This window comes from Paenibacillus sp. 1SOY10, assembly GCF_056836745.1.
In genome coordinates this window covers 904,012-923,799 of the sequence record NZ_JBXENK010000001.1, presented here as the reverse complement: position 1 = coordinate 923,799, position 19,788 = coordinate 904,012, and the positions used below count along the sequence as shown (strand labels likewise).

Annotated in this window: 20 protein-coding genes and 1 tRNA gene; 13 read left to right on the top strand and 8 right to left on the bottom strand. The window is 44.8% G+C overall.

The window, feature by feature from the left end; genetic code table 11:
* Positions 1-15: 15 nt before the first annotated feature.
* From AC1VOR_RS04240 to AC1VOR_RS04230, 3 genes are all read left to right on the top strand, one after another.
* Positions 16-852 carry a TIGR02452 family protein gene (locus AC1VOR_RS04240; RefSeq protein ID WP_482616014.1) on the top strand — a complete coding sequence of 279 codons (837 nt, stop codon included), beginning with the start codon at positions 16-18 and terminating at the stop codon, positions 850-852.
* 80 nt (positions 853-932) lie between these two features.
* Complete coding sequence (locus AC1VOR_RS04235) at positions 933-1,475, top strand: RNA 2'-phosphotransferase (RefSeq protein ID WP_482616013.1); 543 nt, start codon at positions 933-935, stop codon at positions 1,473-1,475.
* A gap of 90 nt (positions 1,476-1,565) precedes the next feature.
* Positions 1,566-1,652, top strand: a tRNA-Leu gene (locus AC1VOR_RS04230).
* A 2-nt stretch (positions 1,653-1,654) separates the two neighbouring features.
* On the opposite strand, the gene AC1VOR_RS04225 is transcribed toward AC1VOR_RS04230, so the two are convergent.
* Together AC1VOR_RS04225 and AC1VOR_RS04220 are read right to left on the bottom strand one after the other, a co-directional pair.
* Positions 1,655-1,900: a tyrosine-type recombinase/integrase gene (locus AC1VOR_RS04225; RefSeq protein ID WP_482616405.1), complete on the bottom strand. Its 246-nt coding sequence runs from the start codon at positions 1,898-1,900 to the stop codon at positions 1,655-1,657.
* Positions 1,901-2,498: 598 nt separating this feature from the next.
* Positions 2,499-2,924 (bottom strand): hypothetical protein, encoded by a 426-nt coding sequence (locus AC1VOR_RS04220; protein WP_482616012.1) that lies wholly within the window; start codon positions 2,922-2,924, stop codon positions 2,499-2,501.
* Positions 2,925-3,003: 79 nt separating this feature from the next.
* Here AC1VOR_RS04220 and AC1VOR_RS04215 point away from each other — a divergent pair, with 79 nt between their 5' ends.
* The gene (locus AC1VOR_RS04215; protein WP_482616011.1) at positions 3,004-3,300 is read left to right on the top strand and encodes a hypothetical protein; all 297 of its coding nucleotides are present in this window, start codon (positions 3,004-3,006) and stop codon (positions 3,298-3,300) included.
* 75 nt (positions 3,301-3,375) lie between these two features.
* On the opposite strand, the gene AC1VOR_RS04210 is transcribed toward AC1VOR_RS04215, so the two are convergent.
* From AC1VOR_RS04210 to AC1VOR_RS04185, 6 genes are all read right to left on the bottom strand, one after another.
* Complete coding sequence (locus tag AC1VOR_RS04210) at positions 3,376-4,101, bottom strand: hypothetical protein (RefSeq protein WP_482616010.1); 726 nt, start codon at positions 4,099-4,101, stop codon at positions 3,376-3,378.
* The gene (locus AC1VOR_RS04205) at positions 4,046-4,330 is read right to left on the bottom strand and encodes a hypothetical protein (protein WP_482616009.1); all 285 of its coding nucleotides are present in this window, start codon (positions 4,328-4,330) and stop codon (positions 4,046-4,048) included. The genes AC1VOR_RS04210 and AC1VOR_RS04205 overlap by 56 nt, the downstream gene beginning before the upstream one ends.
* Positions 4,305-4,493 (bottom strand): hypothetical protein, encoded by a 189-nt coding sequence (locus tag AC1VOR_RS04200; protein WP_482616008.1) that lies wholly within the window; start codon positions 4,491-4,493, stop codon positions 4,305-4,307. The genes AC1VOR_RS04205 and AC1VOR_RS04200 overlap by 26 nt, the downstream gene beginning before the upstream one ends.
* Before the next feature lie 213 nt (positions 4,494-4,706).
* Positions 4,707-4,970, bottom strand: coding sequence for an ABC transporter permease subunit (locus AC1VOR_RS04195; RefSeq protein WP_482616007.1), 264 nt, complete (start codon positions 4,968-4,970; stop codon positions 4,707-4,709).
* Positions 4,971-5,267: 297 nt separating this feature from the next.
* Positions 5,268-5,432, bottom strand: a complete 165-nt coding sequence (locus AC1VOR_RS04190) for a hypothetical protein (protein WP_482616006.1) — start codon at positions 5,430-5,432, stop codon at positions 5,268-5,270.
* Between the two features lie 92 nt (positions 5,433-5,524).
* Entirely contained in the window at positions 5,525-6,049 is a 525-nt protein-coding gene (locus tag AC1VOR_RS04185; RefSeq protein ID WP_482616005.1) for a carbohydrate ABC transporter permease, read from the bottom strand.
* A gap of 1,018 nt (positions 6,050-7,067) precedes the next feature.
* Between AC1VOR_RS04185 and AC1VOR_RS04180 the strand changes: the two genes are divergently transcribed.
* The 9 genes from AC1VOR_RS04180 to AC1VOR_RS04140 all read left to right on the top strand — a co-directional run bounded on the left by AC1VOR_RS04180 (position 7,068) and on the right by AC1VOR_RS04140 (position 19,715).
* On the top strand, positions 7,068-7,280 hold the full coding sequence (locus AC1VOR_RS04180) for an alcohol dehydrogenase catalytic domain-containing protein (protein WP_482616403.1): 213 nt from the start codon (positions 7,068-7,070) through the stop codon (positions 7,278-7,280).
* 558 nt (positions 7,281-7,838) lie between these two features.
* Positions 7,839-8,993 (top strand): glycoside hydrolase family 88 protein, encoded by a 1,155-nt coding sequence (locus AC1VOR_RS04175; protein WP_482616402.1) that lies wholly within the window; start codon positions 7,839-7,841, stop codon positions 8,991-8,993.
* A 78-nt stretch (positions 8,994-9,071) separates the two neighbouring features.
* On the top strand, positions 9,072-9,983 hold the full coding sequence (locus AC1VOR_RS04170) for a carbon-nitrogen hydrolase family protein (RefSeq protein ID WP_482616004.1): 912 nt from the start codon (positions 9,072-9,074) through the stop codon (positions 9,981-9,983).
* 63 nt (positions 9,984-10,046) lie between these two features.
* The gene (locus AC1VOR_RS04165) at positions 10,047-12,518 is read left to right on the top strand and encodes a hypothetical protein (protein ID WP_482616003.1); all 2,472 of its coding nucleotides are present in this window, start codon (positions 10,047-10,049) and stop codon (positions 12,516-12,518) included.
* Positions 12,519-12,917: 399 nt separating this feature from the next.
* Positions 12,918-14,522, top strand: coding sequence for a response regulator (locus AC1VOR_RS04160; protein ID WP_482616002.1), 1,605 nt, complete (start codon positions 12,918-12,920; stop codon positions 14,520-14,522).
* A 237-nt stretch (positions 14,523-14,759) separates the two neighbouring features.
* Complete coding sequence (locus tag AC1VOR_RS04155; RefSeq protein WP_482616001.1) at positions 14,760-16,298, top strand: sensor histidine kinase; 1,539 nt, start codon at positions 14,760-14,762, stop codon at positions 16,296-16,298.
* A 209-nt stretch (positions 16,299-16,507) separates the two neighbouring features.
* Positions 16,508-17,863, top strand: coding sequence for an ABC transporter substrate-binding protein (locus AC1VOR_RS04150; RefSeq protein ID WP_482616000.1), 1,356 nt, complete (start codon positions 16,508-16,510; stop codon positions 17,861-17,863).
* Positions 17,864-17,958: 95 nt separating this feature from the next.
* A complete protein-coding gene (locus AC1VOR_RS04145) occupies positions 17,959-18,879 on the top strand; it encodes a carbohydrate ABC transporter permease (RefSeq protein ID WP_482616401.1) in 921 nt (306 codons plus the stop codon).
* Positions 18,879-19,715, top strand: coding sequence for a carbohydrate ABC transporter permease (locus AC1VOR_RS04140; RefSeq protein WP_482615999.1), 837 nt, complete (start codon positions 18,879-18,881; stop codon positions 19,713-19,715). Before AC1VOR_RS04145 ends, AC1VOR_RS04140 begins: the two co-directional genes overlap by 1 nt.
* Positions 19,716-19,788 lie beyond the last annotated feature (73 nt).

The following is a 19,788-nucleotide window of genomic DNA, read 5'->3' as shown; positions in this document are numbered from 1 at the left end:
GGGAGAGTGTAATACATGGAACGTAAAGAGATTGCCAAGCATACGGTACAAATCATGGAGCAAGGGTTCTATGACTATGCAGGACAAAGGGTTGATATTGAGGAAGCTCAGCGGAGTTCGGAACTAGATAGCCTGCTGGTCACGCCCGCTGAAGCGGATGCTTTGCTGGAAGATTACCGAGAGCGGACTGTACCGGGGGAGGGTTCCGAGCCACAGCAACGGGTAGCTAATATTGCTACCGTGCAGGCCATTCTGGAGCTCCATCAAGCCGGGGCGCAGCGGGTGGGTGTGCTTAACTTTGCAAGTGCGAAGAATCCCGGGGGAGGCTTCCTGAATGGAGCCATGGCACAGGAGGAGAGTTTGGCCGCTTCCAGCGGATTGTATGGCAGCTTGCTGCGCCATCCAGCCTATTACAAGGCCAATCGGGCCCATAAATCAATGATGTATACGCATCATGCTATCTATTCCCCGGAGGTCGTATTTTTTCGTAACGAACGATTTGAATTGCTGGCCGAGCCAGTAACTGCATCGGTGCTTACTTTACCAGCGGTGAACTATGGACAGGTGCTGCGGCAGGGGGAAGATTCGGAGCAAGCCGCCAAGGTGATGAAGGAGCGAATGCGCCTTGCACTGTCACTATTCGCCCGCGAAGGACATCGTTTGCTGGTACTCGGAGCATATGGCTGCGGCGTGTTCCGCAATGATCCACTACGGGTTGCCGGGTGGTGGAAGGAACTGCTTGGTACTGAGGGATACGGGGTTTATTTTGATGAAATTATCTATGCCGTATTGGACCGAACGAAGCAAGCTGCGTGTATCTCGGCGTTTGAAGAGGTATTTGCAGCAGGATAAAGTAAAACAAATCATTCAAGAAATATTCGGGCAGACGGACATTGAAATTGTCATTTGCTCGTTGTAAGGAGGAAATACAAATGCAGCAAAGTAAAAGCGATGTGAAACTTGGAAGGTTCCTGAGCCTGGTATTGCGCCATGAGCCCAGTGCGGCAGGGCTGAAGCTGGATGAGCAAGGTTATGTGGACGTTGGGCAGCTAATATCCGGAGTGAAACGGGCGGGTTGGCCCATTGATCGCGAGGTGCTGGAGCGGATTGTCCGGGAAAATAATAAGCAGCGGTATAGCTTCAATGAGGACGGGACGAAAATTCGAGCCAGTCAGGGTCATTCCTTGACCGTCGATGTAGGCTTGGAGCAACAGCTTCCCCCGGATCTGCTCTATCATGGAACGGCTGAGCGTTTTGTCGAGAGCATCCGAGCCCAGGGAATCCGCAAAGGGACGCGTCAGCATGTACATCTGTCCGAGGATATCGAGACCGCCCGTAAGGTGGGCAGCCGACATGGTAAGCCAACGATTTTGGCGGTGAATGCCGCCGCGATGCATGCGGACGGTCATCTCTTCTATCGTTCTGCTAACCAGGTGTGGTTATGTGATCATGTGCCATGGAAATACGTATTATAGCCGCTAGGCTAGCGCCAGAAAAATAAAAATTGACCGATATTCTGTCCTATGATATTATATATTTCGTTGCCGCATTTTGCGGTGAAATATGCGGTCGTGGCGGAATTGGCAGACGCGCACGGTTCAGGTCCGTGTGGGCTAACCCCCGTGGAGGTTCGAGTCCTCTCGACCGCACCATTTTAACAGTGAACGAGCTCTTGAATTTTCTTCTGTGGAGATTCAGGAGCTTTTTGCATATTTGGAATCTGCAATGTGGCGCTCATCACCTGGGCCGAAGAAATCTTTGAGCTATAGTCAAGATAAGCATAAATGTTGGCGGTCGTGGAATAACGGCTATGCCCTAACCACGCCTGAATTTCCTTTAAGCTGACACCGTTAGCAAGTAGTAAGCTGGCGCAACTGTGCCAAAGATCATGAAATCGGATCAGCCGTAAATTATGCTTTTTCAGAACGAGCGGTAAATGTTGAGTAATATAACCTGGCTTGATTCGTAAATGTAATCCTGATATTGATTGCTGTAAGAATCCTTATACAAAGTCCGATTCTTTTGTTGCTCTCCCAGAATCCGCAAAAGGAGTTCCAGAAAGACGAGAACGAGTGCAAAGTACGGTAACTTGATTTTTTTTCTGGCCCGGTCTTTTTCCACAATGATTTGTTTACCCTCATACGACACGGGATAACCGTGTGCTTAATGGTAATGATCTGATGATGAAAGTTGATGTCGTCCCATTTAAGCCCGACAATTTTGCTTCGCCGCAGTTCGTAAAATGCAGACAGAATGACAGCTAACTCAACCGGATCGTCTTTAACGACATCGAATAAGTCGTTTAAATTGGTTCTTCTCGAGCCGCTAGACTTTGTCTGCAGGGTTCGAAGGAATCATGTCCATTTCAAATGCATGCGGCAATGCCTGCGGATGTTGGCATGGTAATGCAGCACGTTGTTCGTGGTTAGGCCAAATTCTTAAAAATTGTGAAGGTGTTTTGGCTGCAACTCTTTCAGATAAATCCCTTTTTCCCGGGATTACGGGACAATCCTGGTGTTAACGGCAAAACTATAAGCAGAGTGGGTAGTGATCTCAACTTGGTATTTCATCATTTCAAGCCATTCCACCATGAAGTCAGCGAATAAAATGTCATCCTCTTCCGTTTCTTTAGTAACTTTGGACTCATCTGGCTCCTCTTTTTTTTCTTCAGCAACTACCTCTTCTCCATGTTCTAAATCGGCTTCAGAGGGAGGCAAAAAATTCTTGCGCGCCTCGAGTAACATGGTCTCCACTTTTTTCTTGTTTCCTTTTACCGGAAGTTTGGTGGAGATCCACTTGCTTTTTCGTTTTCCTCCCTCTTTGTAGTTCAGAACGATATAAAAAACCTTCTTTTCCTGTAGGTGGCCTGCTATATTTAGTAAATATCTTCCTTGGTAAGCAGCTCTATCTCCTACCATTGACACTGTAAATATACCACAGTGCAACGGATGATTTAATACAATAAACGTCACAGTCCGAAGTGGCAGAATCGATCATGATGCTGTGGAGGTAGGAGATAATATTGGGTTTTGGAATTTTATCCCAAGCGGCGACGCGCTCCTTGACCGCGGTAAATCTGGTCTGGGGATTTGTAAGCACGTAGAGTTTGCCGGAACGTCCAACGACCCAAACCCGATTGCCATCGGCAATCAGTTGCTTGTAAGGTTCTTCGGGCAAGCAGGGGTTAAGGCACGGACCCGAATTCCGGCAGGATTTGCCACTGCCTCCCACAACAGCCAACCATCCGCCGCGGCCAATACCCTGCCGCCGGCCGTAGAGGCAAGAGCTTTGACTGCATGATCAAAGGTGTGGACTGTGGCCAAACTCCATCCTCCAGCCGTACGAAACGCCAAGGGTCGGGCAGGGCGGAGCAGCTCAGGTGCCTGACCTGATGCAATACCGGACAGCGGCGGTCCGATATGTAAAGTTCCGAGTACGGCTCAGTTTCCGTGCTCCGCTTCCCAGAAGAATCCGTCCTCTGTGGCCACAAGATGACGGTCCCGTTACAAAAGGACCAGACCATAAGGCAAAGCTGCGGTTTCGCCGACGAAGCTTTCCCACCTGGATCAGTTCATTCGTTGCTGTTGCCGGGGAGTGACCGGCTGCGTCGGCAATCTTCACCGATGGAACGGGACCGGCGGCCCGCTTGGCGTCGTTCTGACCGGAAAAAGGCCCAGCGAGGAGTTTTTGTCTTCCGGTTTCGGAAATCGGGGAATCCGTTTCAGTGTTAAGACCCATGAGATTGCCGGGACTTTCTTTCCAGGCGAACGCACCTTCTCCCGTAATCCGGCGTTCGATATGGTCCAGCGTCTGGATGGTGATACCTAGCGAATCGATATCGATAATCCGGGACTGCCGTTTGCTATCCCGGATGCAGGGATTGTGAACTCCGGTCAGAAAGAAATGGGTACCCTCAACGAGCGTATGGGAGTTAACATACCCCTGGCTAAGATGGTAGTGAGCGGGGAACCACATAACGATCTCCGGAAAGCTGCGGACAAGCTTCAGCCAGCGGTAAGAATCATGGTTCTGATCCAGGTAAGCGTTAGTGGAACGAACATGGACGTGGGGGAATGTCCGCAGGCCGCTTCCGTAGCGCATGGGTGAAGAAAATTATCGGCACCCCGAGCCGTTCCTTCAATTTAGCGGTCAGCGCGTCAAACTGGTGATCCTTCGCATAACATTCCTGACATCGTAACGGGAATCGGCGGGCTGAGGTTCGGCCGAAGCAAAAAGGCAGCCGCCATTCGGGAAACTCCAGGACGCCGTAAGGTTCCGGTAAGCCAAATACTCCCATAAACGCGTTATCCATCGTTCCGTTCGTTTGCACACCGCCGGATCCCCACTCTAGATCGTGATTTCCCCATGATCTGGCGCAGAGACGCTCCAATCCGGTCAAGATATTCCTTGGCTTCCCGAAAGCCTTGCGGATCACCGATTCGGCCCTTTCTACCAAAGCACCCCAGCGGAATCACCAAATCGTGGGCAATCATCGCACATCCTCCATGGCTTTTATAGTTAATTCCGGGTGTTGTCCATCAATGTGGAAATCACCTAGTACAACGATTCTCAACCAAAAAACCTCCTAAACAAGTAAGAGACAAGTTAATCCTTGATGCCCGTCAAGGAAATGCCTTGTACAAAGTATTTTTGTCCGATAAAGAAGAGAATAAGCGTGGGCAGCATTGACGCGCAGGCGACCGCCATTAAATAATTCCACTGCACTTCGAATTGTCCGTTAAACAGTTCATCCCCAGCGAGATTGTAAACAGGTCCTGTTTGTTCAAATAGATTAAAGGCTGAAGAAAATCGTTCCATGACGCGTCGAATTGAAAAATGGCCACGGTGATGAGTACCGGGACCGTAACGGGCAGCATCACATGCCATAAAAATCCTAATACACCGGCTCCGTCGATCTTGACCGCTTCCTCCGTGGTGGGAGGAATGGTCTGGAAAAATTGCCGAAGCAAAAAATATTGAAGGCGCTCCCTAAAAAGGAAGGCACCGTCAGCGGGAGAAATGTGTTTATCCAGCCGATCTGCGTAAACAGGTAAAACTTAGGGATCATTACTACGGTCCAGGGAATCATCATAATAGAAATCATCAGGCTAAACAGCAGCGAACGTCCCTGCGCGCGATAGCGGGCAAAGCCGTAGGCGGTGATGGTGCACGACAGAAGCGTTCCACACACGCTGAGCACCGTAATTAGAGTGGCATTGCCGAACCAGCAGCCGAAAAGAAGTTAGGTGAACGCTTTGATATAGTTATCAACCTGCAGCGGCAGCCATACGGGCGGCCAGGCATATATTTGAATGCCTCTCTTGAATGAGGTGGATAGCATCCATACGAACGGGAACAACATCGCAATGGAGCCGATCCCGAGCAACAGATAGATCAGGGAGTTGAGCAGCGGATGTTTTTTTAAATGTCATTTTTTTCTCTCCTCCTCCGTAATAAACCCAACGCCTGAAAGTGGAAAATACGAGCAGGGTTAAGGCAAGAATGATCAGAAACAACAGTCAGGCTAGAGTGGAGGCGTACACCATCTCAAATTTGCTGAAGGCGTAATCGTATAAATGGTAATTGAAGAAGCGGGTGGAGCGGCCCGCCTTTGGTTAAAGACAAACACCCACATGACCATCAACGCGACGGCGTTGATTTGCGAAGGCAAGTAATAGATGGTGCGAAACAGCCTGGTACCCGGCAAAGAGGTGTTGAGGAGCATCGCGAGCGCCAGGCTGACCAACAAATTTAGCGGTACCTCGACGACTGTAAATCCGAAAATAATGTACAACGACTTCCAAAACAAGGGGTCCTTTGTTAATGCGTCTGCGTAATTGCTAAACCCGATCCATTCCGGAGCGGTCAGCATATTCCATTCTGTAAAGCTAAAGAAGAGAGAAGCAAGCGGACCTGCATCTAGGGCGATTAAATGAGTCAGCCAAGGGGATATGAGAAGGTAGAAGATTAAGGCTTCCTTGCGTCTTAGAGGCGATTTCCGTTTTTGTACTGCGGTTTTGGCCTCCTTGTGGATCGATAAAAATTCCATCGGCAGCGTCCTCCACCAAATGGGAAGCAAGCAGACCGCTTGGCCCGCCTGAGCCGTTTTTCACTTATTTTTTTTATTATCCCCTGCGAGGGCAGCGTTATCCAGTACTTGATTCACATCGTTTTCGGACAGTAGAATCTTCTCCAAGGCTTCCGTGAAGGCGGGCTTTCCGCTCTTTGGATAGTTGACGTCCAGCGTGTCAGAATAATTACCAAATTGGGAATATCGTCTGTGAACGCTCTGTAATTCGGATCGGTCCTTTGCCCTTTTTCTTCGTCGATCGGTTTGTAGGCTACGAAGTCGAAGTGGCCGAACACTTCCAAACCCGTCCGGGTGGTTATATATTTGAGGACATCCCAAGCTGCTTCTTTGTTTGGCGATTTCGCGTAGAGCGACCACCTGGCGTAGAACAGGAGATTGTTGGCTCCCTTCGGGCCTACGGGAAGCGAGACCGTCCCGAATTGAAAATTCGGGTCCTTGAGATAATCTTCGATCGGCCACCGGCCGTTCAGCCCATAGCCCTTTACCGGCGGAGAACATATCGATGCCTTTAAAAGCATAGGTATCCGTTGAGCTTGGGAGCGGTCAACAGTAGACTGGGATCCTGCAAGCAGTCAGTTGAAGGCCGTTTGTAAAAAACAGCCGGATATTGCGCATCTCAGGGTGTTGATATTGCAAAGCTGGCTATTCAATATTCGACGGAACATGAACAAATTCCGACCACATTGGACAGCACAGCTACTCCGGCAAATATTATTAACAATACAACTTGGACCGATGAGACAAACGATAGAGTGTTACTTCAAGAAGTACTGGATATCCTAAAGCCCGTTCATAATGAATCCTGGGTAAGCGGCTTGCTGGAATACAATGAACGCTTGGTATTAAGCAAGGGAGGCGGCCTTGCATAATGAAAGACATTGTCTGTGAAGAAATCAGGAAATTTGCTTGGTATGGGAATTTAGTAGAGCCGGTATTGGAGGCGGGGAGCGCCGTTGTCTGAAGTCGCCGGAACGGAATTTGTGGGACGGATCTTCATGATTACCAAGACAATCAGCCGTTTTTCTCCTACCCGCGCGTATTAGGCAATGAACTGGCCGGTATTATTGAAGAAGTTAAAGAAAATGAGTTCGGATTTCAACAGGGGGATCAAGTCAGCATCGTGCCTTACATGCACTGTGGAGAATGCCTGCTTGTTGCAACTGTAAAACCAAATACTGCAAAAATATGAAAGTATTCGGCGTTCATATCAATGGTGTAAAAAATGGAAATAAAGGAACCTACTTGTTGTATTGTATCCCGGAAACTCTTTGCTGTACGCAGCGCCTCTGTAAAAGCTGGAAGCGACAGGCGGGTACGGTTGTAGCCTACTCATATCTGTCAGGCAATCCAAGGAACAATACGGTCGCATCTGTTTAGCCTTGTAACGCTCAGTAGACATTCATTCACATCATCTGTGTGAATGATGCGATGAATAATTCGTTTGTTGGAATTCATAATCCCCAAAAAGCTTGTACCACACCGTCTGCCCGTGAGGTTTTGATGGCTGGATAAGAGTGATTCTTTACGAACTTAAGAGAAAACACCCTAATAAACTAGAAAATCTGCACATTTTTCTAAAAAAACATCGTTTATTATCCAGATCTTCTATGAAAAAATAGAACTATAAAAAAATTGTATTTGAAGGTTCTGGTGATTAACGGATAGTAAATTATTATTTCCTCTTACGAATAAAGAAGACAAAAAATATAAGGTTTTCTTGTTTAATGGTAAGAAAGGGTTGATGAAAATGTTACAAGGAAATGATTTGATTTGGGTAAAAGGAGTAATAAAGAAAGTAACGGAAAAAATGGATTGGGTCAGTGAAAAGTCCAAAAATAAGATTCCCTATACCACGATTAACGGAACGCATGATAACCGGATTGTTGATAATCTAAGAAATTCCATTACCGATGGGATTAATTGGTGGACAAACGGATTCTGGGCAGGAATGCTGTGGCAGATGTACCATGAAACAGGCGAAGAAAAGTACAGAGAGATTGCCAATGTTTCTGAGGATGCTTTGGACGAATGTTTTCGTCAGTTTTACGGCTTACATCACGATGTAGGATTTATGTGGTTACCTACTAGTGTGGCCAATTATAAGATCACGGGAAACCCCGAATCCCGAAAAAGAGCCCTGCATGCGGCTACTTTATTAGCAGGTCGATTTAATTTAGCGGGCAGATTTATCCGGGCATGGAACGATGATGCCGGCGAAGATACTCGCGGCTGGGCGATAATTGACTGTATGTTTAATATTCCTCTGCTGTACTGGGCGACAGAGGAAACGGGCGATCCGCGTTATAAGCAGATTGCTATGGCACATGCAGATACTGCTATGACTGCTTTTGTGCGTCCAGACGGTTCCGTCAATCATATTGTTGAATTTGATCCGGAGAACGGGGGAGTTGTTACAACTTACGGAGGTCAAGGTTACGAAAATGGTTCTTCTTGGACACGTGGGCAAACGTGGGCAATGTATGGATATATGATGAGCTACAATCACACTAAAAAAGAAGAATATTTGAATACAGCCAAGCGAATTGCCCATTATTTTATTGCGAATATTCCTGAAAGTGGAATTATTCCAATCGATTTTCGCCAACCGGAGAAGCCGGCCTATGAAGACTCTACAGCAGCGGCAATTGCAGCTTGTGGTTTGCTGGAAATAGCTAAATCGGTTGGTGAGCTTGAAAAAGAGCTTTATATCCGATCAGCGCTTAAATTATTGAAAACTTTGGATGAATCCCGTAGCGATTGGACTCGCAATTCCGATTGTATTTTATTGAACGGTTCCGCTGCTTACCATAATGCGGATAGACATACTGCTATTATCTATGGAGACTATTATTTTATAGAAGCAATTTTCAAACTTAAAGGTAATGATTTGTATCTTTGGTAACACTTCAAGTAAGAACCCGAGAAATATCCTCGGGTTCTTACTACTTAAAAAATCATCAAATGAGCAGGGGGAGACGGTTTGAAAATCAGCACCATTCAAAGCCAACATTTTCTTTATAATGTAGATGATCCGGGAACGTATACGGTCGAAAACTTGTTTCAGCGAAGAGATGCCGTTGTGAACCAGGTCCTCCAACTAACGGAAGAAGCGGCAAGGCAAGGCAGCGATCTGATTGTTACAACAGAATCAATCAACGTTTCGATATTTCCTGGAGACAAGCGGTATGATCTTCTTCAGACAGGAGAAGCGTTAGATGGTCCGATTATGCAAAAGTTCTCCACTATTGCACGTATGTATGACACCTATATCGTTGTCGGTTTATATACAACTAGAGAAGGTCGCATATATAACTCTGCTGTATTATTTAATCCCAAAGGTGAAATTCAGGGAATTTACGATAAGACCCATCTGACTACTGGTGAACTTCCAGGTATAACGCCAGGTAACGACTATCCTGTTTTTGAAACGGAATTCGGCAATCTGGCAATGCTTGTCTGTTTCGACCTGCAGTATCCTGAAGCTGTCCGAGAGGTGGCTCTTGCAGGTGCAGACTTGATTGCTTGCCCGACATGGGGATGGGAAAACATATACGGACTGTGCAGAGCCTATGAAAGTAGTGCGTATATCGCTGCTGCTAACGCCTTGCCGCCTCACGGTGAAATGTGGGAGTGGTGTGATCCTTCCTGTGTTGTTGACAATATGGGAAGAGTGATTGCTTTGGGACCTAAGGATGATGTGGGAGTTGTAACGGTTGATATAGATATTCGAAAAGAACCAGGTCAACAATATACTGATGAGCCTGGGACAGAGTCGATGAGAAGAATCCGAGCAATGCTTCGCAGACCGGAAACCTACAAATTGATTACTAAGAGCCATCCGCCCCTTATGGATCGCTACGAGAGTCAGGAAGGAAACATTAAGTCCTGGTGATGCCGTGGTGAAGTGTTGTCATGTACACTTGATCGAAAATCGGATATAACTGGAGGGAACAGCGTGAGTAAAACAGAGTTGAAATTTTTAAGCTTATGGGCAATCAATGACAAATTGGAGATTACCGCTCTGAAGAAGCAAATGGACGAGTTACATGCAGCGGGATTGAACGGAGTCGTTTTTCATCCGCGGTTTTATCCGGGTGAGCCTGCCTATATGGGTGAGGAATATCTGGATATTGTTTCTGAAATCATTTTATATGCTAAGGCAAAGAAGATGGATTTCTGGATTTACGACGAGGATGGCTGGCCGTCCGGTACAGCGGGAGGTCAAGTGTTGAAACGTAATCCAGGGTTGCGATGCCAATGGATTGAATGGTTGCCGATCTCTCAACAGCCAGAACATTCCACAATTCTGTCCAAACTGTCAGGCCGAGAAGACCAGAACGACTACGCAGTGCATTTATGTTCATCGACCAACGTCTCCTCTCTTGATTTGAATGCAACCACACTTTTTATTGAAATTACCCACGAAGGATATCAAAAAGGGTTATCGCCTGAGGCATTTGAATATGTTACTGGCTTTTTTAGCGATGAAGTCGCATTTCTAGACGGGCACAGTGTAACTCACCAGCGAGGAGGTATTCCGTGGAATGAGCAAATTCCTATAAACTACCGGCAGCGTTATGGAGAAGATATTGTTCCTTCCTTGCATCTGCTATTTGAAGGTGGCGAAGGTGCGGAACAATTTCGTATTCGATACTGGGAATTGTTGACGGATGAACTGGGGGCCAGCTTTTACAAGCCAATTGCCGAATGGTGCGAAAATCAAGGTAAGTTATTTACCGCCCATTTGAAGGCGGAGGAAAATCCGTTTTTTCAGCTTATTTACAGCGGATCAGCATTTCAAATTTTACAAAATGTATCGCTTCCGGGTATTGATGCATTGGAACGATTTCCTGGTAATCATTATTATCCCCGGATGGTACATTCAATCTCTGTTCAGCAAGGAAGGCAAGGAACCATGGTGGAAGCGATGGGTGGAGCAGGGTGGGGAGCAACGCCGGAATCGTTTAAACGTTATATGTTGTGGTTAGCCGGACATGGCTTGGATTGCTTCATTCTTCATCTCAATCAACTTAAGCTTAATATGCATGCGTTACATGATTGGCCGCCTTCCCTTCCATGCCATATTACCTGGAAAGAGGCGTTTCCAACTGTACTTAACGATATTAAAAAGGCTGTAGCGTTGTTGCCTGATCTTCGGGGAGGAGAACCTGATCTGCTAATCGTTACACCGACTCGAGGCGTAATGGGAAATTTCCATCCAGAGGAAGCCAAGGTTATTAATGAGCATGATGGTTCGCTTTTGCCCGATACAAAAAGCGGTAGCATAAGTAACCGCTTTATTGCATTGGTTAACCGGGTTTATGAATCTGGATTACATTACGAACTTACTGAAGAGAGAGCTCTAGAAGATGGTGCTATAATTCGAGATGGGAAGGTAATCATTGGCCAGCGCCAGTATGGTAAAGTTTTGATCCCAGATGGTTGCATATGGAACCAGGATGATTCTGGAAAAACGCTGCTTGATCTCTTAAAATGTGCGGAGGTAGAGCTAATATCTGAGCAAGATCTGGAGAAGATGTTTTCTTTGGAAAAAATCTCTAATTCGGTCGAACGAAAAACGAAAATGGCCAAGCAAACGCCCTGGGAACTGACTGTACCTGAGTACAATCAATTGGTACTCGAGCTTCAGTCAAGTGCTCAGGGAGGACTCCGAACTGAATTCCAAGTTCATAATGTGCATCAAATTCCACGCATGCAGCTTCTGTTTGTGGACGATTTGCCTGATGTAAAACTCAATGGACATAGGCTTTTGGGACAGGAATATGAGGGACGATGGTTGTATACGATTCCTTCCAAGTATTTAAAAGAAGGCGCCGCACAGGTTGTAGAAACTGGTGTATACGAGGGAATGGAACCTGACCAGCTTGTATTTTTACAAGGCGACATATCTGTTTCTAGTCTGTCCGTCTATAAGGATAAGGACTATAGACAATGCAGCACGAGGGGATCCTTTCTGGTTGGCCCCCCTGTCAAGTTGACGGGAAAAGATTTGGTGGTGGAGGGGCTTCCGTTTTGCAGCAAACCTATTACGGCCACAAAGTTCATTCATTTGAGCGAGCCACTTTCAAACGTCACACTAGAATTAACGGATGTGCAGGGAGATGCTGCTCAAATTTTCTTGAATAACCGGGAGCTGGGTTGGTGCTGGGGTCCGGATTGGAAGATTGCAGTTTCCGGTGTACTGCCTATGGGTGACAACGAAGTAAAGATGCGGCTTATTCCAAGCAGTTTCAATACTTATGGACCTCATCGGCATTACGAAGGGGATCGGTATTTAACCAGCCCTCTTCAATACAAAGGAATCAAGAATTTCGCGGACCGGCAGGATGCACCTGAGCAGACTCTTGGAGAAGACTGGCATTTTGTTAAATGGAGTATAACGGGGAATATCGAAATTATCGGATAAAAGTTCGAGTGGCGGGCAAAGAAGATGGTCTCTGTTATTACCGGGATCATCTTCTTTTATCCTGTAATCTGAGGCTTCTATTTCATTTAACATTGCGACGAGCTTCAACGATTAGGATGGCCACCTAATTGATGGACGGACGCAGCATTTGAAAATACTAAAGCTCGAAAGCAGTGAAACAACGATTAGGGTGATATTACGAAAAAGCAGTGACAGGACTCTGTTCCAATTGATCGAGTATACCGTGTTGGCGAAACAACGGGGATACTAAGATTGATTTCAGTTAAGTAGAACTTTTGATTTTCGGATATATGTCAGATTGTCGACCGTAACAAATTGTTTATTAGAATGGATGATTTGGTATCTAAAGATAACATTATGGAGCAGGAGGAACTCACGATGATGAACATTATTCGGGTGTTATTGGCTGATGACGAGCCCATCATCTTGCGTGGGCTGAGAAAACTGATCCCTTGGGAAACGATGGGATTAAAGATCATTGGCGAGGCCCGCGATGGTCATGAGTTGAAAAGCTTAATTGAAACGTGTAAACCTGATTTGATTCTCAGCGATATTAGCATGCCTGGGTTTACCGGCATAGATATTATCAAACAAATACACACCTCACAGCTGCCGATCAAGGTTATTTTTATCAGTGCCTATCAGGAGTTTACATACGCCCAGCAAGCGATTCAGTACGGTGCCCTAGATTATCTTATAAAGCCTGTTAACACTGAGCAACTAAAACAGGTCATTCAAAGAGCAGTGGCTGAAATTCGGGAGGAGTCTCAGGGAGAACGTAATAAGGCAATGCTCAGTCACTATGAGAAGAAAAACCAGTTGGTAACACTTGAAGAACTTCTGGACCGGTTGACTGATGGTAATAAAAGCGTTGTAATTGAATTGCAACGGATGGGAGTATTTATTGAGACTTCTTGTATTAGGGTCTGTACTATTGAAATAGATGAATACGCAGATGAAACTTCTCGATGGGAAGAACGAGAGCGGAAACTGGTTGAATTCGCTCTTTATAATATTATTAATGAAACACTCGATGACAAGAGCGATGGCGGATTTGTCTTTCGTAAAGGTGAACGATTTTGCATCTTGCTTCAAGACAAACGAGCATTAATCCCTCAACTTTTTCTAGAGGATCTTCATGAAAAAATCAACAGTTACTTGAAAATTCAAACATCTTTTGGTGTAGGTTTGTCTGTCCCTGAGGTTTCCGAAGCTGACAAGTCGTATCTTTCTTCCCTTAAAGCAATTAATCAACGCTATTTTCATGGCCTTAACCAGGTGCACTATTTTAATGAAGAACGGTCGTCTATGATACATGAAGACAGCTTAAACGAATTGACAGTCCAACTTGGAGAAGTATTGAAATCTCCAGAGAAAGGTCGTTTTGCCGACTTAAAGCAGCAATTGTTGGATGTTGCTTTTGAGCAAGCCAAGGGAAGCAAAGGCCAGGCCGTATCCACATTGTATAATGCCATTCTCCAATTGGAGCAAAGCCTAACGGAGTTTGGCATTAAGCGGCAGCATGAAAAGCAAAGGTTAACCTTGTTGGATGCACTTAATGAGGCGCAAACTTTTAAAAGCGCCAGCCAAATATTTGAACTGGAGATTGATGGAATTGCGGCGCAATTTAATGCGTCTTTAAACGGTAAGGAAGTAACACTGCTGACCGAAGTGAAGCATTACATTGAGGAGCATTATGCGGAAAACATTACGCTCGAGTCGGCAGCATCGCTAATGTTTATGAATCCATACTATTTCAGCAGCTTTTTCAAGAAACACACCGGGATAAACTTCAAACAATATATGACGGAAGTGCGTATGAAGCAGGCATTGCGGCTCTTGTTGCAAACTGATTTGAAAATTTATGAAATTTCTGATCGAGTTGGATATAACAATCCTCGCCATTTTAGTGATATGTTTAAGAGACAGTTCGGAAAGCTACCTCAAGAATATAAGCAACTGCATAACGATTCTCAGGAATAAAGGAAGGAGAAGGTTATGTTCGGTAGGAGAATAAAATCACGTAGTATGTTCATCAAATTTTCGACATCCTTTATTTTAGTGGGTTTAATACCACTCTTTGCGTTAAGTTTTTTCTCCGTTAGGACTTTCTCCGCATATGTTGAGAAGTATACTACCAGTAATCTTCAGCAAATGATGTTATTCACGAGCTATAATTTAAATAATTCATTCAGTCAATACAACGAAATTTCCAAGCTAATGTATACAGGGCATTATGAAGGACTTATAGATAGTTACAAGCAAAATCAGACCTATAACGTCAACGAACTGGAACAAATCAATACTATTCCCATCAATTCATTTCTGAAAACGCTGCTATTCAGTGATCCCTATATAACCGGAGTGTTTTTTGTTCGTCAGTCTGACGGTAAACTGTATTATCAGGAAAAGGAAGACCGCTCGCTTGTGAAGGATGACCTTCCCATGAGCCAATGGCGTGAATCGATGATCGACAACCCCACCAAAGTTTCCATTTTTTCAAGCCATGCAGACACATATTTTTTTGGTTCTAAACATACAGTGTTCACCATTGGACGTAATTTAATTGATACCTCAAGTATTTTGAATAAAGAACCAAAGATTGTGGGGACACTTTTCTTTGATATCGACAGTTCTTTGTTTAATCAATTTTTCCGAGAACTTAGTTTGGGAGAGAAAGACCAATTATTGCTACTCGATCATAATGGGAATGTATATTTCAGGAATCAACCCATAACACAAGTACTGCCTGATACCATAGAATCGTTGGCGCAGGATAACAAAGCGACGCTGGCTTTTAGTGAAGACATTCCTTTTCTTGATGGTAAACTAATTGTGCGCATTCACCGGGGGAGCCTGTTCGAACAACTGCTGGCGGTGAGGACTACAGTCTACATCGCCATCAGTATTTGTGCGTTTGCCCTTGTTATTATGGGAACATGGTTCTCACGACGGCTGGCGGCGCCGATTCGGAACGTCATTAAACATATGACGATAGTCGAGTCCGGGAATTTGGAAGTCAAACTATCAGTTAATAGTAATGACGAGATGGGTAGATTGGCACATGATTTCAATCGAATGGTTGAACGGCTTCAGGAGTACATCAATGTAGCATATATCGCTCAAATTAAACAAAAACAGACGGAGCTTAATGCCCTGAAATCACAGATACGTCCCCACTATTTGTATAATACACTGGAAGTTATTCGTATGAGTGCAGTGGACAAGGGGGTAGGGGAAGTAGCCGACATGATCCTATCATTGTCGAATCAGATGAAATATGCGATTAATTATGGAGAAGAGCGAGTAACGGTTCAAAAAGAATTGGAGCACCTTGAGGATTATTTCTACATTATTTCCGTCCGCTATGATAATTGTTTCAACCTAATTCTGGATATCGCCCAAGAAGTGAGCTTGAACGAAATTATACTTAAACTCTCACTTCAACCTGTTGTCGAGAATGCAATCAATCACGGTCTACGTCCGAAGGGAAAGGGAACGGTAAAAGTTTCTGTCGAGAGAAAGGATGAGGAGCTGGTGATTACGATTTACGACGATGGGATCGGTATTGATAAGGATAAGCTGGAATCTCTTGAAGCTCTTCTCGCTGATCCAGATGCAACTTCGAAAAGTATTGGTCTTAAAAATGTGCATGAGCGTATACGCTCTGAGTTCGGCGAGTCTTACGGACTTTCTATCAGCAGTCGCCAAAGCGTGGGAACATTTGTAGTGCTGTCGTTTCCCATTACGAACGAATAAAAAAAGGATGGAATGAACGAGAGCACCAAGGGTGCTCTTTTATGTTATCCAGGAACGCCATATTCTTAAAATAGTAGCGTAGGATACTTAAAAAAGTTCATTTTAACATAAAAAGAGCGATGTTAGTATGAAGTTAAGGAAACGCTTTCGAACGATGAGACGCACATCGATCCTGTTTCCGGCTTCGACTAAAGGGAGGTTATCTGTACATGTTAAAGAAAAAAATATTGACTGGATTATCCATATTGTTGCTCGCCACGACTTCTGTGCTTAGCGCTTGCGGCAATGGCAACTCGAACACCAATAATTCCGCCAGCAATACATCTCCTTCAGCAAATGGCTCTTCACCGGCTGCATCAACAGAGGACAAAAAAGTTAGCTTCACCATTGGCTACGCTGCAGGCGATCCGGCAACCAAGCAGGCTATTGCCAACACAATTAAAGCTTTTACTGAAGCCAATCCGAATATCACCATCAAGGATCTCAGTGAAACTACCTCTGCGGCATATCTTGACTGGCTTAAAACGAAAGACGCTGTCGGCGAATTCCCGGATCTGGTAGAAATGCGTGATACTCAACTGTTTGCGGATGCTGGTAAGATTGCGGAACTGCCGTCTGATCTTCTCGATCTTTTTGATAATCCACCGCAGGTAGAAGGAAAAGTCTGGAACGCGCCGCTTTCTGTGAACGTACCCGAAGGAATTATTTACAGTAAAAAGGCTTATTCTGATGCCGGCATTACGTCTCTGCCTAAAACGTATGGTGAGTTTCTGCAAATTCAGGAAAAACTTAAGTCAAGTGGAATTACACCTATCGTAGTTGGCGGCAAAGACATTTTCCATATGGGCTTCTGGATTAACAAATTCCTGATTGATGATGTTTATTCGAAAGACCCGGATTGGAACTCCAAGCGGACAGCCCAAACGGTGAGCTTTGCAGATCCAAATGTAGTTCAGGCGATGACTGACTACAAACAACTCTTTACCAATTATGTTGATAAAGGTTGGCTGAGCACGGCTGACAATCAAGTCGCATCCTTTCTCGTGTCTGGCAAAGCTGCCCAACTGTTCTCCGGAACGTGGATGTTCACACAGATCAATGAGGCAGATCCGAACTTTGACTTTGGTTTTTATGCTATTCCAGACCGCGAAGGCAAGGTGAATGTTGTCGGACTTCCTTCTCCGGCTGGTTGGTCGCTCTCGACTGAGGCGGCAAAAGATACCGATAAGACTGAAGCTATCAAAAAGTTTATTCGCTTCTTCTTCCAGGAAGAGAATTACTCGACCTATCTGGCAAGTATCAATGCTATCCCTTCCACTAAAGAAAAAGTCACGTACGAGACAGGAGAACAGATGAAGGTTGCTCTTGATCTCATTGCAGATCCTAACGTGACCAAATCCTTAATGATTAATAATTGGTGGGGCGATAATCTGATTCCGCCACAGTTCCGTAATTGGTTCTACAAATTGATGCAGGATATGGTCGTCAAAGATGGCGATGTTCAAAGCTATATGAAACAAGCCGATACCGAATATGATAATCAGGTTAAGGCAAATAAACAGTAATTTTAAACGCAAGGAGGGCGAGCATTGCTGAACATGCAAGCTCGCCCTTTCCTGCTTACGCTTTTTTAGGAGGGAGAACATCCGTGACTACAAACATGGAACAATCGAAACCATTGCTGCCGGTTGCTACGTACAAAAAAAAGAGAAAATGGCAAACTTATTCACTAATGTTTATTTTGCCTTCATTTCTGATTTACACTTTGTTTGTTATTGTTCCAACTGCAGGTAGTGTTTATCTGAGCTTCACATCATGGGATGGCATCAGCGATAATATACGTTATATCGGTTTTGCCAACTTTATTGAAATCATTCACAGCCCTCGTGTTCATAACGCACTTAAAAACACTTTGATTATGACAATCAGTCTGGTTCTGCTTGAAAACTTTATGGCCATTCTGTTAGCAGTACTGGTAGACAAAGTGCGCTGGTTTCGTAATCTCTTTAGAAGCATTTTCTATTTTCCGACTCTCTTGAGTGGGATTGTAATGGGCTTTGTATGGGCCATGATTCTGAATTATAATTTTGGGGTTTTTAATCAACTTCTGGATGCGATAGGGTTAGGGAGTTGGACTGTTGACTGGTTAGGAAGTCCCAAGTATGCAATGCTTTCTATTATCCTATCAACGGTTTGGAAAGGCGCCGGGTATTACATGATTATTTACCTGGCTGGTCTGCAGGGAATACCGGCTGAATTAAGCGAAGCGGCAAGCATTGACGGAGCGAATGGTTGGAAACAGTTCCGTTATATCACCTTTCCGTTATTGGCTGGCTCCATGACAGTTTGTATGGTTCTTTCCATGATTAGTGCGCTGAAAATTTTTGATCAAATCGCCGTCATGACAGACGGTGGTCCGGGCTTTGAGACGGAGACGCTGACGTACATTATTTATAAAGTCGGTTTTGGTGAACTGCGCCAGGGATTTGGTACAGCACTAGCCATGGTGCTGTTCTTAATTATTATGTTGATCACATTCATTCAGATTAAATTTCTCCGCAAGCGGGAGGTGCAGATGTAATGTCTCTGAACGCAAAAAGAAAATGGCGCGAAGTTCTTTTGTTTGCAATTACTCTGCTGCTTGCGATCTTTTTCTTCTTTCCAATCTTTTTTAACTTAATGTCTGCCTTTAAGAGCAACGGGGAAATCATGAAGAATGCTTTAGCTTTTCCAGAAGGTCTTTATCTCGATAGTTTTAAATACTTGCTGACTGAGACGAATTTTCCCCAAGCCATTCTAAATAGTCTGATTCTTACTGTCGTGTCCATTATCGCTCAAGTGCTGATTATTCCGATGGCGGGTTACGCTATTGAACGTCGAAACGCCCGTTGGACTCAAATCGTATTTTTGTATTTTCTGATGGGCATGATGATTCCTTTTCAGGCATATATGATTCCGCTGTTCAAAGAACTCAAAGTACTGGGTTTGTACGGAAGTCTGGCTGGTCCGATTCTCGTATATGTAGCTGGGGCAGTTGGATTCGGTTGTCTATTATATACGAGTTTTGTCAAAGGCATTCCGCTTGAAATTGAGGAAGCTGCTGAAATCGATGGCTGCAATCAATATTTAATTTTTTGGCGAATTGTGTTTCCGCTGTTGGGTCCGGTAACGGCCAGTATGGTTGTACTAAACGGTTTGGGAATTTGGAATGACTTTCTGATGCCGATGTTGGTCTTGCCTTCCGGAAAACCTAAGACGATGGTTGTAGAAATATATCGCTACATCGGCGAATTCTCATCGAGATGGGACATGATCTTTGCAGGTACCGCAATGTCTGTAATTCCCGTATTGATAGCATTTATTGCTTTGCAAAAGTATTTTGTCAAGGGCATTGCTTCTGGAGCGACTAAAGGCTAGCTCACTCAACATTAAAAAGATTAGGTGTATAGGTTTGGTAAGAGAGGCAAGCTTACAATTTCAAAACTTTTTT